Annotated in this window: 17 protein-coding genes and 1 pseudogene; 15 read left to right on the top strand and 3 right to left on the bottom strand. The window is 32.7% G+C overall.

Features of this window, described 5'->3' with window-relative positions; genetic code table 11:
- The first annotated feature begins 18 nt into the window (after nt 1-18).
- Entirely contained in the window at nt 19-561 is a 543-nt protein-coding gene (locus tag P3U32_RS07800) for a recombinase family protein (protein ID WP_323702554.1), read from the top strand.
- A gap of 17 nt (nt 562-578) precedes the next feature.
- Here P3U32_RS07800 and arsC read toward each other — a convergent pair.
- From arsC to P3U32_RS07785, 3 genes and pseudogenes are all read right to left on the bottom strand, one after another.
- Nucleotides 579-899: pseudogene (gene arsC, locus P3U32_RS07795) on the bottom strand (arsenate reductase (thioredoxin)); the annotation flags it as partial.
- A gap of 17 nt (nt 900-916) precedes the next feature.
- Complete coding sequence (arsB, locus tag P3U32_RS07790) at nt 917-2206, bottom strand: arsenite efflux transporter membrane subunit ArsB (protein WP_323702553.1); 1290 nt, start codon at nt 2204-2206, stop codon at nt 917-919.
- Nucleotides 2206-2520 (bottom strand): ArsR/SmtB family transcription factor, encoded by a 315-nt coding sequence (locus tag P3U32_RS07785; RefSeq protein ID WP_323702552.1) that lies wholly within the window; start codon nt 2518-2520, stop codon nt 2206-2208. The genes arsB and P3U32_RS07785 overlap by 1 nt, the downstream gene beginning before the upstream one ends.
- A 150-nt stretch (nt 2521-2670) precedes the next feature.
- Between P3U32_RS07785 and P3U32_RS07780 the strand changes: the two genes are divergently transcribed.
- The 14 genes from P3U32_RS07780 (at nt 2671) to pnp (ending at nt 16766) form a co-directional block, all read left to right on the top strand.
- Nucleotides 2671-3153 (top strand): methylated-DNA--[protein]-cysteine S-methyltransferase, encoded by a 483-nt coding sequence (locus P3U32_RS07780; protein ID WP_323702551.1) that lies wholly within the window; start codon nt 2671-2673, stop codon nt 3151-3153.
- A gap of 19 nt (nt 3154-3172) precedes the next feature.
- Complete coding sequence (locus tag P3U32_RS07775; RefSeq protein ID WP_323702550.1) at nt 3173-3736, top strand: dihydrofolate reductase family protein; 564 nt, start codon at nt 3173-3175, stop codon at nt 3734-3736.
- A gap of 257 nt (nt 3737-3993) precedes the next feature.
- Entirely contained in the window at nt 3994-4608 is a 615-nt protein-coding gene (locus P3U32_RS07770; RefSeq protein WP_323702549.1) for a LysE/ArgO family amino acid transporter, read from the top strand.
- 82 nt (nt 4609-4690) lie between these two features.
- The gene (locus tag P3U32_RS07765; protein WP_323702548.1) at nt 4691-5671 is read left to right on the top strand and encodes an alpha/beta hydrolase fold domain-containing protein; all 981 of its coding nucleotides are present in this window, start codon (nt 4691-4693) and stop codon (nt 5669-5671) included.
- Between the two features lie 88 nt (nt 5672-5759).
- On the top strand, nt 5760-6104 hold the full coding sequence (rbfA, locus tag P3U32_RS07760; protein WP_323702547.1) for a 30S ribosome-binding factor RbfA: 345 nt from the start codon (nt 5760-5762) through the stop codon (nt 6102-6104).
- Between the two features lie 732 nt (nt 6105-6836).
- The gene (locus tag P3U32_RS07755; protein WP_323702546.1) at nt 6837-8021 is read left to right on the top strand and encodes a glycerate kinase; all 1185 of its coding nucleotides are present in this window, start codon (nt 6837-6839) and stop codon (nt 8019-8021) included.
- Nucleotides 8018-9397 carry an SLC13 family permease gene (locus P3U32_RS07750; RefSeq protein WP_323702545.1) on the top strand — a complete coding sequence of 460 codons (1380 nt, stop codon included), beginning with the start codon at nt 8018-8020 and terminating at the stop codon, nt 9395-9397. Before P3U32_RS07755 ends, P3U32_RS07750 begins: the two co-directional genes overlap by 4 nt.
- 11 nt (nt 9398-9408) lie before the next feature.
- A complete protein-coding gene (locus P3U32_RS07745) occupies nt 9409-10086 on the top strand; it encodes a response regulator transcription factor (RefSeq protein ID WP_323702544.1) in 678 nt (225 codons plus the stop codon).
- 4 nt (nt 10087-10090) lie between these two features.
- Complete coding sequence (locus P3U32_RS07740; protein ID WP_323702543.1) at nt 10091-11443, top strand: sensor histidine kinase; 1353 nt, start codon at nt 10091-10093, stop codon at nt 11441-11443.
- Between the two features lie 4 nt (nt 11444-11447).
- Nucleotides 11448-12140, top strand: coding sequence for a PepSY domain-containing protein (locus tag P3U32_RS07735; RefSeq protein WP_323702542.1), 693 nt, complete (start codon nt 11448-11450; stop codon nt 12138-12140).
- A gap of 81 nt (nt 12141-12221) precedes the next feature.
- A complete protein-coding gene (truB, locus tag P3U32_RS07730; RefSeq protein ID WP_323702541.1) occupies nt 12222-13130 on the top strand; it encodes a tRNA pseudouridine(55) synthase TruB in 909 nt (302 codons plus the stop codon).
- Between the two features lie 12 nt (nt 13131-13142).
- The gene (locus P3U32_RS07725; RefSeq protein ID WP_323702540.1) at nt 13143-14096 is read left to right on the top strand and encodes a bifunctional riboflavin kinase/FAD synthetase; all 954 of its coding nucleotides are present in this window, start codon (nt 13143-13145) and stop codon (nt 14094-14096) included.
- Nucleotides 14097-14201: 105 nt separating this feature from the next.
- Nucleotides 14202-14471, top strand: coding sequence for a 30S ribosomal protein S15 (gene rpsO / locus P3U32_RS07720; RefSeq protein WP_323702539.1), 270 nt, complete (start codon nt 14202-14204; stop codon nt 14469-14471).
- Nucleotides 14472-14651: 180 nt separating this feature from the next.
- Nucleotides 14652-16766: a polyribonucleotide nucleotidyltransferase gene (gene pnp / locus P3U32_RS07715; protein ID WP_323702538.1), complete on the top strand. Its 2115-nt coding sequence runs from the start codon at nt 14652-14654 to the stop codon at nt 16764-16766.
- The last annotated feature ends 48 nt before the right edge of the window (nt 16767-16814 follow it).

Genomic DNA, 16814 nt, shown 5'->3' with positions numbered 1-16814 from the left:
ATAAGGTGGTGTTTTACAATGAAATATGGTTATATAAGACCTGTTACAATTCATGATAGCTTGAACGAACAATTAAAGAAAATAGAAACTTATACAAATAATATTATTGAAGAAACACATGCTAATAATAAAAAGAGGACAAAGCTAGAAGGTTTGGTTAATGATAAATTAACTTCTAATGATATTTTGTATGTTACAGATTTATGTATCATTGCGGATTCTACAAAACATTTAACGGAGATATTAGATACGCTTTCAAACAAGGAAGTCTCACTATATGTAATTAATTTAAACAAAAATATTATTACAGGTGTTAATGAGAGCTTTATACAAATATTGCATAATATTACTGATTTCCAAAGCGATATTGTGAAATTTAGAACACGTATGGGATTAGAAAATTATACTAGAGAAGGGAAAAGTCTTGGTAGACCTAAGCGTGATGATGCAAATTTAAGAAATGCGATAGAGATGTATATGAGTAAAAAATATACGTTAGATGAAATTAAAGAAAAAACGAATATAAGTCGAGCTACGTTATACAGACATTTAGATAGATAAAAGTTATTTTACAATGAGGCTGGATCATCAAAACCCCAATGCTCTTTTTTTACGTTCGGTGGTAAAATAGGACAATTTTTGTCTGCATCACTACATAATGTTACGACCAAATCTGATTGGTTTAAGATGTCACTATCAATCAAGTCTGATGTATGATTTGATATATCAATATCCACTTCTTTCATAGCTTCTACTGCTTTAGGGTTAACACCATGTGTTTCAATACCAGCAGAATAGACATCCCACTCTTTACCTAATATTTTTTTACCCCAGCCCTCAGCCATTTGGCTACGACAAGAGTTTCCAGTACATATAAAATAAATCGTTTTCTTTTCCACGATTAAAACCTCATTTCTTAAAATATAATTAGAGTAAGATATAAACCTAATAGGGTTATAAATAGTACTGGAATTGTAATAATGATACCAGTTTTAAAGTATGTTCCCCAAGGAATCCTTATACCTTTTTGTGTTAATACATGTAGCCATAATAATGTCGCTAAAGAACCTATTGGCGTAATTTTAGGTCCTAAGTCAGAACCTATGACATTCGCATAAACCATACCATCTTTAATAGTTCCAGTTACATTTGATTGTCCGATAGCAATAGCGTCTATTAAGACAGTAGGCATGTTATTCATAATTGATGATAAAAAGGCTGATATAAAACCCATACCCATAACACTGCTGAATAATCCATGACTTGAAATATTGGATATTACATCAGCTAAAATCGTTGTGATACCTACGTTTTTTAAACCAAATACAACTAAGTACATACCGATAGAAAATAGAACGATATTCCATGGTGCGCCTTTAATCACTTGCTTTGTATGAACTGCTTTAGATTTACGAGCAAATAGTACAAATATAAAAGCAATGATACCGGCAATGATTGATACAGGAATTTGAATAAACTCACTAACAAGATAACCCACGAGTAGTATTACTAATACAATCCATGAAATCTTAAATAATTTTGGATCTTTAATTGCATCTTTAGGAGTTGAAAGATTTTCTGTATTGAATGTTTTAGGTATAGATTGTCTAAAATATAGCCATAAAACTAGAATACTAGCAAATAGAGAGAATATGTTAGGAATAATCATTCGACTAAAATACTCAATAAATCCAATATTAAAGTAATCTGCCGAAACAATATTAACTAAATTACTGACAATAAAGGGTAACGATGTTGTATCAGCTATAAAACCACTCGCAATAATAAAGGGGAAAATCACTTTTTTATTAAATCCGAGATTTCTTACCATCGCTAATACAATGGGCGTTAAGATTAAAGCTGCACCATCATTTGCAAAAAATGCTGCTACAATTGCCCCTAATAACATGATAAAAACAAACATTTTTAAGCCGTTACCATTTGAAGCTCTAACCATATGTATCGCAGACCATTCGAAAAATCCAATTTCATCTAGTATCAATGAAATCAGAATAACGGCTACAAATGTTAAGGTAGCATTCCAAACAATACCTGTTACTTCTAATACGTCAGAAAAATTAACAACACCAGTAATGATAGCGACGATAGCACCAATTAAAGCTGTAATTCCAATATCTAAACCTTTTGGTTGCCATATCACAAATATTAAAGTTAAAAGAAAAATCACTATTGCTAATATTGTCATTAACACTCACCTGATTTCATAGTATTACATACACAGCGCTGATTAGATGCGTTAATGATGTTTAAGTTTTGATTAATATCTTCTAAAGTAGAGTGATTAAGTTGATACATGTGTTTATTACCGTTTTTACGTGTATAAACGAGTTTGCTATCTACTAATGACTTCATATGATGACTTAGCGTTGGTTGCGAGAATTGAAAATGTTCCAATAAGTCACAAGCGCATAATTCACCACAAGATAGTAAATCTAGAATTTCTAATCTGCTTGGATCTGATAAAACTTTTAGTATTGATGATAGTTCTTTATAAGACATGAAAATACCTCCTAGACTTTAAATAGAGTAACATCTATATAGGTTTAAGTCTATATAGTTTTTCTACATATTTGAATATTAGATAAGAAAGACAAATGATTGAGTTCAGAAGTGAATTGCTTTACACTTCAAAATAAAGGAAGTGAAACTATGAAAACGATATACCATGATACTGTTTCATATAATAATCATGTCATTGATGTTTATGCGAGTGAACAAGGGTTGTTATTTGTAGGTTCCTATGATCAACAGAATGAAATACATGCATTTTTTTCTGAAATAGAAATTCAAACGAATACAGAAAAAATGAAACCATATACAGATCAACTACAAGAATATTTTAATGGAGAAAGATATACTTTCGATTTAAAACTAGATATTGATGCGACTGCATTCAACCAACAAGTATGGGAAGCATTGCAAACTATTCCTTATGGAGAAACAACGACGTATAGTGATATAGCAGAACGAATCAACAATCCTAAAGCAGTCAGAGCAGTAGCCTCAGCAATAGGTAAGAATCCATTAACAATCGTTGTACCTTGCCACAGAGTGATAGGTAAAGATGGACAATTAAGAGGTTATAGAGGCGGATTAGAAATGAAACAGTCACTCTTAAGTCTAGAACAATAATAGAAAAGAGGATGTTAAAATGGAACAATCAGAACAAAGTAGAAAAATAATCTTAGACCTCGCAGTAACACTTGATGGATTGATAGAAGGAGAAAATGGTGAAATTGACTGGTGTATCATGGATGAAGAAATGAATTTTGATGATTTTCTAAACCAAATAGATACTATTTTCTATGGAAGAAAAAGTTATGAAGCTTGGGGAGAGTATGAGCCAAGTAATGAAGATTCAGAAGAAGAAAAACAAATATGGGATAAAATAAATACAAAAGAGAAATATGTATTTTCAAAGCAATTTAAATTTGAAGGTAAAAACTTACACGTGATAAATGAAAATTTAATCGAACAAGTGAAACACATCAAAAACCAACCAGGCAAAGATATTTGGCTATATGGTGGGTCAAGTCTTATTACAGCATTTATCAATTATGGGTTAGTTGATGAATTTAGATTATCTATACATCCTGTCATATTAGGAAAAGGAAAACCATTATTCATAGATATAGCACAAAGACAAGAATTAAAGCACGCATATACAAGAACGTATCAATCAGGTGTTGTGCAACTCGTTTTTGAGCAAGTATAAAATATTAAATGAGAAGTATACCTTAGCTGGAGGTATACTTCTCATTTTGGAAGATAAGCACTTTTATTGTTGAGGCGAGAATACGCACAATATTCTCTTCAAGTCTTGTAGAAATACTTGATAAATTAATCATAGCTTAAATTTTTAAAAAGTGAAATCTGTGTTAATGTATATCACTTAACGTGTGATGGTAAGTGACATCTGCATTTGTAATGATAAATTATTTATCATTGATTGATATTTTAAGGAGGATTTTTATGACGGCTTTTATACATGGGTTTCTTTTGGCATTGGGTTTGATTTTACCTTTAGGTGCTCAAAATGTATTTATTTTTAATCAAGGGGCAAATCATAAGGATTTGAGGAAGACGATACCTGTTATTATTACTGCTGGACTTTGTGATACTGTTTTAATTGTTCTTGCTATTTTAGGTGTTTCTTTGATTTTGCTTTCTTTACCTGTATTACAATTGATTGTTTATGTATTAGGTTTTGGTTTCTTAGTTTATATGGCTATTACGCTTTGGAATGAGAAACCTAAACATTTGGAATACCAAAGTCCTCTATCTGCTAAAAAGCAAATCGGATTCGCATTGTCGGTATCGCTGTTAAATCCGCACGCGATAATGGATACGATTGGTGTAATTGGTACAAGTGCAGCGTTATATCAAGGGACTGAGAAGTGGATTTTTGCGTTATCTACAATTTCAGTATCTTGGTTATGGTTTATTTTATTAGCTTTTCTTGGTAAATTGATAGGGACAGTGGATCGAACTGGAAAATGGATCGTATATTTAAATAAAGTTTCTAGTTTAATTATTATTGTAGTGGCGATAATCATATTGAAGAATATTATTGATATTTTATTTTAAACACAAATGAATGGTTTTTTATGAATACAATTGTTAAGAAATGGGAATATAATAACTATCAATATAGATGGAGTAGATAAGTATGAAAACATGGATTAAGGGTTTAGCAGCTGTAAGTGGAACATTGGCAATGGGAAGGATTATTTTGAAACGTGCTTCGAAAAGGAGTGTGAAGAGTCAAGTTGCAGAATGGTTGGTATCAGCTCAAAATAACGAAGTAAATTATGAGGATTACGATTCTAAATGTGATTTTGTTAATCAGTTATTTGAAGTTAATGCCGAGGAATATCAATTGCCTACGGGATTTAGGGCAAAATCAAATGTTCAAGAATTTCATATTGGTCATACGCAAGTCTTTAAATATCAAGGCTTAGAAAATAGTCGAATCGGTATTTTGTACATTCATGGTGCTGCTTATATACACCAACCTAATTTATTTCACCATCGATTTGTAGATGATATTGCTCATGAGCTTAATGTGAATGTAGAAATGCCTATTTATCCAAAAGCGCCAAATGACATATTTGTAAGTGCTTATGAGAGTTTGATTGATGTATATAAATATATGATTGAACAATACGATGATGTCATCATGATAGGTGATTCAGCCGGTGGAGGATTAAGTGCAGGGTTGATTCAACTGATTAATAAACAAAATATTAAACAACCGCTTCACGCTTTTTTAATTTCACCATGGATTGAAATGACTATGGAGAATGAATCAATTGATGCATCATTACAACAAAATGATCCATTGTTAACGGTTGAAGGATTGAAATTCGCTGGAGATTTATGGTGTGGTCATACATCAAAAGACCATTATTTATTATCACCAATCAATGGTAATTTAGAAGGCATGCCACCTATGACGATATTTGTAGGAACGAGAGAGATTTTATTACCAGACATTCGTAGTTTCAAAGATAAATTACAACAATTGAATTCTAAAGTAGAATATCATGAATTTATGAATCAAAATCATAATTTTCCACTATATCCAATACCAGAAGCAAATGAAGCGAAACATATTATGTATCAAACGATTCATCGTATATGCAAGTAGTAGAAATGATTGCTTTTTAACCACGTATGCTTGTGGTATAATTTAATAATGTAAAAATAGAGAATTTAATGTTAAAGAGGTGAAAGCAATGAGTATTCGTTCAGAACGTGTTGGTGAACAAATGAAAAAAGAACTCATGGATATTATAAATAATAAACTTAAAGATCCTAGAGTTGGATTTTTAACAATTACAGATGTTGAACTACCGGGTGATTTATCACATGCTACTGTTTATTTAACAGTATTAGGTACAGATAATGAAAAAGAAGATACATTCAAAGGACTTGAAAAAGCAAAAGGATTTATTAGATCTGAGCTTGGAAATAGAATGAAATTACGTATCTTACCAGAATTACATTTTGAATATGATGCTTCAATCGATTATGGGAATAAAATCGAGCGCATGATTCAAGATTTAAATCGTAACGACTAAAATATTAGCGTGCCGACAAAGTTATAGACTTTGTCGGTATTTTTTTTATGTATTTTTTTAATGCTATCGTTAGAGGGCGTGAATTAGAGCGGAATATTAAATTTTGAAGGTGATGATTGCACGTTTGCTGAGTCTTGCAATGATTGGCTATTCAATTTATCAAGACTCGGCAAACGTGATAAATAGAGCAGTCGAATTTATCAAGACTCATCAAACGTGATAAATAGAGTGGTTCAATTTATCAAGACTCACCAAACGTGATAAATAGAGTGGTTCAATTTATCAAGACTCACCAAACGTGATAAATAGAGCGGTTGAATTTATCAAGACTCGGCAAACGTGATAAATAGAGCGGTTGAATTTATCAAGACTCACCAAACGTGATAAATAGAGCGGTTGAATTTATCAAGACTCACCAAACGTGATAAATAGAGCGGTTGAATTTATCAAGACTCGCCAAACGTGATAAATAGAGCGAATGAATTTATCAAGACTCAGCAAACGTGATAAATAGAACGATTGAATTTATCAAGACTCGGCAAACGTGATAAATAGGTTCCACAATATGATATTTCTCAATACAATACATAACGTAGTTCATTATAAATTTTCCAAACTACAACTAGGCGTTAAATTTTTTAATCAATTTTTAATTTTTCTCTAATTGTTTATGAACTTTGTAAAGGTAAATTGTTAGTAAGTTCAGTAAATCAATTTGAGGAGGAAAATAAAATGAAAATTGTTGTTATACCTTCAGGGTTTAAAGAAAATTTAAGTGCAGAAGAAGTAGGAAGTGCAATATCAAGGGGGATTAAAAAAGTTGATTCTAATCATGAAGTAACAATGATTCCGATGGTAGATGGGGGCGAAGGTTTTGTTGATACAATTATCAAATTAAAACAAGGGAAGAAAATTAGAACAAGAGTTATGGGGCCAGTTGGCAAACCAATCGATTCATTTTTTGGTCTGTTTAATGAAAATGGTGTAAAGACTGCTGTAATAGAAATGGCTGCGATAGCTGGTTTAAGACATGTACCTCATAATATGAGAAATCCATTAAATACAACGACTTTTGGTGTGGGAGAAACAATTATTAAAGCATTAGACCATGGTGCCAATCGTATATTAATCGGTTGTGGAGATTCTGGTACATCTGATGGTGGTGTTGGCATGGCACAAGCATTAGGCATTAAATTTCTAAATCATAAAGGGGAACCAATCTTTGTGAATGGTGGCGGTGAAATAGATCGTATTCACGGCGTTGATATGAAGTATATGGACACTAGAGTACATCAAGTCGATATCGACGTTGCAGTGAATTGGACAAATGTACTTTGCGGAGACAAAGGTGTTGCTAAAGTGTATGGTCCACAAAAGGGCGCATCTCCTGAAGATGTTGAAAGGTTATCTCAAAACTTAACGCATCTCGCTAGATTAATTAAAAGTATGAACAAAAAAGATGTTTCTTTAATGAATGGTGGTGGTGCATCTGGTGGACTAGGTGCAGGATTACATGGATTCTTGAATGCTAAACTTCATCCAAGATTTGAGATAATTATGAAACACATTGAAATATCTGATGCGATAAAAGATGCAGATCTTGTAATCACAGCGGAAGGTTGTATTGATTATCAAACACCGAATGGGAAAATTCCTTCTGAAGTAGCAAGAATTGCAAAAATACATCAAAAACCGGTAATTGCGTTTGCGGGTACAATTGGACGAAATGCAAAAATCAATTATCAAAGTGGTATCGATGCATATAGTAGTATTATTCCAGAGCCAACAACATTAGAAAATTCAATGATAGGTGCTTTTAAATGGCTAGAAAATTGTTCTGAAAATGCATTGCGACATATCATGATTGGTTTCAATATAGGAAATCAAATGAATAAAGAAGTAGATGTGGTAGGATGACAAATAGACAAATTTTATACTTGTGTTTATATTTAGCGTTCGCTATATATATCTTTTTATACACAGAGATGGCCTACTTAGGACAGTTAAGTTTAATTATCTTTGTATTGTCGTTAGGGTTGTTCTTATTTACGAAATTACCAGCAGGCCTTGCAGGGTTAATTGCACTCATCATTGGTATACTATTCGGATTACCAGAAGATGTATTGTTTGCATCATTTAATGAACACGTTGTTTGGCTCATGATTGGAGCATTTATTATCGGTGCTTCCGTTGAAATAAGTGGGCTACACGAACGACTCATACATTGGATTGAAATAAAGTGCAATTCTGAAAAAAAGATGAATATGTTTTTATTCCTATTGATTCAAATCATTTCTGTAACGGTTCCTTCTACTTCTGGAAGAGCAGCAGCCATGTTGCCGATTTATAATGCTTTTGCAACTAAATATCGACATAATCAAACATATTTTGCATTATTATTGCCCATTTTAATATTAATTGGTGCAAATCTTACTTTAATAGGTGCAGGAAGTCATATTGTGGGTATTGGATTATTAGAAGGTCAAACGAAAGAGACGATATCTTATAGTGCATTTCTCATATGGGGATTGCCGTTTGGCCTCATCATGGGATTGATAAGTTTATATGTAATAAAGAAAATGTACTTTGAACACAACAGTGCTGAACAAGCAAATGGAAATGTGAACACGTCATACGAGAAAAAGCCTTTCAGCATCAAAGAAAAGAAAACGCTGATTTATATTTCAGTAACGGTATTGTTATGGATGACAGAAAATATACATGGTTTTGGCATTGCTTTTATCACGATGGCGATGAGTGTCATTATGATGTTGCCCAATATCGGCGTTCTTACTTGGAAGCAAGGATTGAAAAGTGTTTCGTGGAGTTTAATATTGTTTGTAGCAAGTGCAACTGCTTTAGGTGAACTACTCGTAAAGTATAAAGTTGTCGATGCAATACAAGAACAATTATTAAGCCGACTATCGCAATTTCAAAATATGAGTGAACTTGTTATTTTGATCGTTATTGTAGTTATAACAGTTACATCACATTTATATGTAACAAGTCATACGACAAGAGCAATCGTTTTCGTGCCGCTATTTCTCTTATTTAGTGAAACATTTCATTTAAATCCAGTTGCTGTTGTATTTATCACGTTAATAGGTACAAATTATTGTGTCACATTTCCTGTGAGTTCAAAGGCTTTATTATTATTTTATGAACAACAAGGTAATCCATTTAAAAATAAAGATTTGGCGAAAGTTAGTTGTGTGCTCATGCCTATTTACATGTTGTTAATGATTGGATGCTATTATTTCTGGTGGCAACATACAGGTATTTCGCTTAGATAAGGAGTAGAAGCATGGAGAAGATTTTAGTTGTTGAAGATGATGTGAAAATTGCGAGAGTTATTCAGTTGGAGTTAGAGTATGCGAACTATAAAATTAGCATCGCACATTCGGGACGACAAGCTTTAGAAAAGTTTGAAGAAGAAAGCTTTGATTTAATATTATTGGATGTCATGATACCGGAGTTAAATGGGTTGGAAGTACTTCGCAGAATTCGGGAAGAAAATGATAACATTAAAATTATTATGTTAACTGCTAGGGATGCTGTAATGGATAAAGTCAGTGGATTAGACTCAGGTGCAAATGATTATATGACTAAACCGTTCGAAATTGAAGAACTACTCGCCAGAATTAGGGTGCATTTAAAACAAAGCGGGGAAATGGTGAAAGGTAAAGAAGAAACGATACACTTTAAACATTTAGTCATTCACCCTTTAAGTAGAGAAGTTTATTCGAATGATGAAATCGTCAATTTGACGCAAAAAGAATATGATTTGTTGATATATTTACTCAAACATAAAAACCAAGCATTAACGAGAGAACAGATTATAGAAGCGGTATGGGGATATGATTATTATGGAGATACAAATGTGATTGATGTTTATGTACGGTATTTAAGGAAAAAGCTAGATCAAACGGATATATCTTTAATATCGAGTGTAAGAGGTATTGGATATATGATAAAGGATTGAGCAAATGAAGCTAGGGACGAAAATTCAACTGTATACTACTGTGATGATTGTTATTGTTGTTATTTGTATTAATTTATTTGTTTATTTTGTTTATCAAAAAATATCACTCGAATCTGAAGTGACACAATTAGAGAGTCGTGGCATAAATATAATGAAAGAGTTACAAGATACGACGAATTCAAATGTGAATTCAGAAATGATTTTACAATCTCATCTATTGTCTGATGGATACATTACTGTTGTGAATCAAGACAATAAAAATATTGTTCAAATATCAACAGACGTCAAATATAAAAATTTAGCTGAAAAATATAAAAATGAACAATACAAAAAAGTCGTTCAAAAAAATGGCCAACACTTTGCGATGGTCTCATTACCGATTATTTTAGAAAGTGGAGAAGTAAGTAACTTACAAATTTTTGAGAATATCAATTTTAAGTATGAAACTTTTTCTATATTAAGATGGATTCTTATAGTATCGACATTCATTATATTGATTGTGATTTTTTTATTAAACCGTATTATTACGCAAATTATACTCAAACCAATTAATGAATTAATTGATCAAATGAATCAAACGCGTGAAACCAAACATTATAATCAAATAGATATTAATGATAATGATACAAAAGAATTGAAAGAATTATCCCATACATTTAATGAAATGATGGTGAATTTGAAGCGTCACGACGAACAACAAGAAGCGTTTATATTAAATGCATCTCATGAATTAAAAACGCCAATTACTGTAATGACTTCTTATAGTGAAATGTTAAAACGATTTGGAAAATCACGACCTGATGTACTTGATGAAGGTATTGAAACGATTAACGAGGAATCGAAACGTTTAAAATATTTAACAGAACAAATGTTAGATTTAGCTAAAATCGAACGGTCATTTCATGATGTTGATTTTGACGAATTAGATGTTGTAGAACAAGTTTCGCGATTATCGAGAAGACTAGCACGCGTTTATGATAGAAACATTCATATTAATGCCACTGAACAACCACAAATCGCAAAAATAAATAAAGAAAGCTTTCAACAATTATTAACGATTTTCATTGATAATGCCCAAAAGTATAGCCAATCAGATATTGATATTAACATTAAAGATTTAGGACAATTGATTGAAATTACAATCAAGGACTATGGAGCTGGGATACCAGCAGAGGATGTCGATAAAATCTTTACTAGATTTTATCGTGTAGATAAAGCGAGATCTCGCAAATCTGGCGGTTCTGGTCTTGGTCTTTCTATTGCGAAAGAACTTGCTTTGAAAAATCAAATCGAAATTGAAGTAAACAGTAAAGTCGGGGAAGGTACAGCATTTATATTAAAAGTAAAAAAGGTGTGAAACGATGAATAAAGCAATTAAACCTTTGCTATTGTTATTGATGTGTGCACTATTTGTTGTATTAATGGCGGTTATTTATTTAAAATCTACTGAAAAATTAATGACCGAAAAAGAAGCGAGGGAATTAGTGACTGAAAGATATACAGGTCACATTATTAAATTAGATAATAGAAAAGATCATCGAATATATGATGTAGAAATTAAAGACAAAAATAAACTATACAGTGTAGAAATTGATCGATTAAAGGGAACGATTAAAAATGTTGATGCAAAAATAACTGAAAAAAAGAAAGTCACGAAAACCACGAAAGCCAAGGAAAAAAATAAGCCTAAAGAACAGAATAAACAAAAGAAAACAGGTATCACTGAAAAAAAAGCGAAACAAATAGTCATGCAAGAAGTTGGAGGAACATTTGTAAGCATAAAAAAGAATGAACATGCGACACCTGTGACATATTCAGTTACACATCATGTCGGGCATAATGAAGGTGCAGTTGTAACAGTGAATGCAATAAACGGAAAGGTAAATGCAGTATCTTGGTTTAATATTGAACAAACAGAAGCACAAGATAATGATACACCTGTAGTTCCTAATCAACCAACTCAAGAAGAAACACCTATCAATCCACCGCAACAAGAACACATATACGACAATGACGATGATGATTTTGATGATGACGACGGTGATGATGATTAATAGATTTCACTATATTTCTTCTTTTTATATTCAATTTCATGTAAACTAAGTAGGAATATAAAGCTTTTGGGGGTTATAAATTTGGATGGCATATTAGCAATTCATAAAGAAATAGGCATGACGAGTCATGATGTTGTCTTTAAACTTCGTAAAATTTTAAAGACTAAAAAAGTAGGACACACTGGGACGTTAGATCCGGAAGTAAGTGGTGTATTACCTATTTGTATCGGTAAAGCGACGCGTGTAAGTGATTATGTAATGGAAAGTGGAAAGCAATATCGCGCGGAAGTGACGATTGGAATGAGTACAACGACTGAAGATCAAACGGGTGATATCGTAGAAGAACGTCCAGTGAGTGATGCAGTATGGACAGTATCTGACATAGAACAAGTTCTTAAACAATTAACAGGCGAAATTGAACAAATACCGCCGATGTATTCTGCTGTAAAAGTCAATGGTAAAAAACTTTATGAATATGCACGTCAAAATATTGAAGTTGAAAGACCTGTTCGCAAAGTACACATTTCAGAAATTAATTTAATATCAGATTTAACATTTGAAAATCAAACTTGTAAATTTGAAATTGAAGTGGAATGTGGTAAAGGAACGTATATCAGAACACTAGCTACGCAAATTGGTGAATTGCTAGGTTATCCAGCGCACATGTCGCATCTTGTTCGTTTGAAAAGTGGTGGTTTTTCACTTAACGAAGCAGTTAAACTAGATGAATTAGTTCAAATAGTTGAGCAAGATAAGTTACAAGACGTGCTTCTTCCATTAGAATATGGATTGAATGGTTTGGAAAAAGTGGTCATCAATGATGAACAACTTGTTAAACGCATCCAAAATGGACAGAAGATTGATAAACAATTATTAGATGCTAAACAAAGTGAACAATTTGTTGTTTGGTATAATGATAAAGCAATTGCAATTATGGATACATACGATAAAAATCAATCGTTATACAAACCGAAAAAAGTCTTTCTTTAAAGGAGTATTTTGATGGAAGTTATAGAAATTACACACCCAATAAAATCATCACAATTTGTAAATGAAAATATTGCTTTAGCTATCGGTTTTTTTGATGGTATACATTTAGGCCATCAAGAAGTACTTCAGAAAATGTTGAAAGTGGCAAAGGATAAACATTTAAAAAAAGCTGTAATGACTTTTGATCCACATCCTTCAGTTGTACTAAACCCAGAGAAGAAACGCACAACTTACTTAACGCCAATAACAGATAAAGTTGAGGCAATTAGACAACTTGGTGTAGATTATTGTTTTGTTGTGAACTTTTCTTCAACATTTGCTGACGTATCTGCAGATGATTTTATAGACCAATATTTTGTACGTAATCACGTCAAAGCAGTTATTGCAGGTTACGACTTTAGCTTTGGAAAATATGGCAAAGGTAATATGTCTTCACTACAAGAAAATGATTATCCATTTAGTGTCCATGTTGTTTCTAAAAAAACACTTGAAGGCTCAGAAAAAATATCTACAACAAATATTAGAGCTTCATTAGAAAATGGAGAAATTGAATCTAGTAATTTATCGTTAGGTCGACCTTATGTGATTAAAGGCATGGTTGTGCAAGGAGAGAAGAGAGGCCGAACAATCGGTTTCCCTACTGCTAACGTAGAGCCGAGTGATGATTATGTCCTACCTCAAAAAGGGGTTTACGCAGTAACTTTACTGATAAAATCACGAGACCAAATGTATAATGGTGTTTGTAATGTAGGTGTAAAACCAACATTTCATGATCCATCTGTTTCTCAAATTAGCATTGAAGTAAATATTTTCGATTTTGAAGAAAGTATTTATGGTGAACGAGTGGAAGTATTCTGGCATCACTTTATTCGACCAGAACAAAAGTTTGATGGCATCGATGCTCTTGTAGCACAAATTAGGAAAGATAAAGAAGAAGCTAAATCTTTATTATCACTTGAAAATTAAAAACAATTTATGTATACTAGTTTGAGTGCCTAATCCTTGGCTAATCGACACTCCGACGAATTGCTCAGGTTTATGGTGAATATAATATTAGGAGGGAAATTGACTATGGCAATTTCACAAGAAAGAAAAAACGAACTTATCGAACAATACCGCGTACACGAAACTGATACTGGTTCTCCAGAAGTACAAATCGCAGTTTTAACAGCAGAAATCACTGCTTTAAACGAACATTTACGTACTCATAAAAAAGACCATCATTCACGTCGTGGATTATTAAAAATGGTTGGTCGTCGTAAGCACTTATTAACTTACTTACGTGACAATGATGTTCAACGTTACCGTGAATTAATCAAATCACTTGGTTTACGTCGCTAATCACTATATTTATCGAAAGAAATCATCGAGATTTCTTTCGATTTTTTTATTCATAAAGAAAATGAAAATAAATACTATGTAAACGTTTGTTATTTATAATTCGTTTTGATACGTTGTGGTATCAAAGAGTGGTATTGTGGTATGATATAATAGATTAATTGTATGAGAGGAGATTCATAAATGTCTCAAGAGAAAAAAGTCTTTAAGACAGAATGGGCGGGCAGTCCATTAATAATAGAAACAGGCCAATTAGCTAAACAAGCAAATGGTGCAGTATTGGTAAGATATGGGGAAACTGTTGTGTTATCAACGGCAACAGCATCTAAAGAACCAAGAAATGTGGATTTCTTCCCATTAATGGTAAACTATGAAGAAAAAATGTATGCAGCAGGTAAAATACCTGGTGGATTTAACAAACGTGAAGGTCGTCCTGGCGAAGATGCAACTTTAACAAGTCGTTTAATTGATAGACCAATTAGACCATTATTTCCTAAAGGGTATAGAAATGATGTTCAAGTTATCTCAATCGTGATGAGTGTCGATCCAAACTGTTCACCAGAAATGGCAGCTATGATTGGTTCTTCAATGGCATTATCAGTATCTGATATTCCTTTTGAAAGACCTATTGCAGGCGTGAATGTAGGATTAGTTGATGGAGAATATGTCATTAATCCTGACGTAGAACAAAAAGAAGTCTCTCAATTAGATTTACAAGTTGCAGGACATAAAGATGCGATTAATATGGTTGAAGCAGGTGCTAAAGAAGTAACTGAAGAAACAATGTTAAATGCGATTTTATTTGGTCATAAAGAAATTCAAAGATTAGTTGAATTCCAAGAAGCAGTAATTGCTGAAATTCAACCAGTTAAAGCTGAATTTGTACCAGTAGATGTTGAACCATCACTTGAAGCTTCTGTTCGCACGAAAGCTGAAGCATTAGATCTTAATGCGGCTATTAGAACTGAAGAAAAACAACAACGTGATATTAATATAACTGCAGTTAAGGAAGAAGTTCTTTTACAATTTGTAAATGAAGACGATCCTGAAAATGAAGAAGTATTAAAACAAGTAAGCAAAATATTAGATACGATGGTTAAAGATGAAGTACGTCGTCTTATTACTGAAGACAAAGTTCGACCTGATGGCCGTAGACCAGAAGAAATTAGACCTTTAGCTTCAGAAGTTGGATTATTACCAAGAGCCCATGGTTCTGGTTTGTTTACTCGTGGACAAACACAAGCATTTTCAGTTGCAACATTAGGTGCGCTAGGTGAACATCAAATTATTGATGGGTTAGGTACTGAAGAACAGAAAAGATATATGCATCATTATAATTTCCCTAACTTCTCAGTTGGTGAAACTGGTCCAGTAAGAGCACCAGGACGTCGTGAAATTGGACATGGTGCGTTAGGTGAACGTGCATTATTACAAGTGATTCCAGATGAAAAAGAATTCCCTTATACAATTAGAGTTGTATCAGAAGTACTTGAATCTAATGGATCATCTTCACAAGCTTCAATTTGTGGATCTACATTAGCATTAATGGATGCAGGTGTACCGATTAAAGCACCGGTTGCTGGTATTGCAATGGGCTTAATTACTAAAGATGATAATTATACAATTTTATCAGACATTCAAGGTATGGAAGATGCTTTAGGCGATATGGATTTTAAAGTAGCTGGTACTGAAAAAGGTATTACAGCGATTCAAATGGATATTAAAATCGACGGTTTAAGTGAACAAATCTTAAAAGAAGCACTTGAACAAGCACGTTTAGGTCGATTACATATCTTAAATCATATGTTAGAAACATTAAGAGAACCTAGAGAAGAACTAAGTCAATACGCACCTAAAATTGAAATCATGCATATTAAGCCTGATAAAATTAGAGATGTTATTGGACCTGGTGGTAAGAAAATTAACGAAATCATCGATGAAACAGGTGTTAAATTAGACATCGAACAAGATGGTACTGTATTCATCGGTTCTAAAGATCAAGAGATGATTGACCGTGCACGTCAAATTATTGAAAATATCGTTCGTGAAGCTGAAGTAGGCGCTATTTACATGGCTACAGTTAAACGTATCGAAAAATTTGGTGCATTTGTTGAAATATTCCCTGGTAAAGATGCGCTAGTTCATATTTCTCAATTCTCAAATGAACGTGTGAACAAAGTTGAAGATGTAGCTAAAATGGGTGACCAATTCTTAGTTAAAGTAACTGAAATTGATCGTCAAGGACGCGTAAATGCATCTCGTAAAGTATTATTGAATGACGAAAACGAACAAAAATAATAAATTGAATAAGTGATATGAGTGGGAGTGAGATGACAATCTAAATTA

This window comes from Mammaliicoccus sp. Dog046 (genome assembly GCF_034039665.1).
In the GTDB taxonomy this organism is placed as follows: Bacteria; Bacillota; Bacilli; order Staphylococcales; family Staphylococcaceae; genus Mammaliicoccus.
Note: the sequence above shows the minus strand (reverse complement) of the source record. Positions and strands in the feature narration are given on the sequence as shown.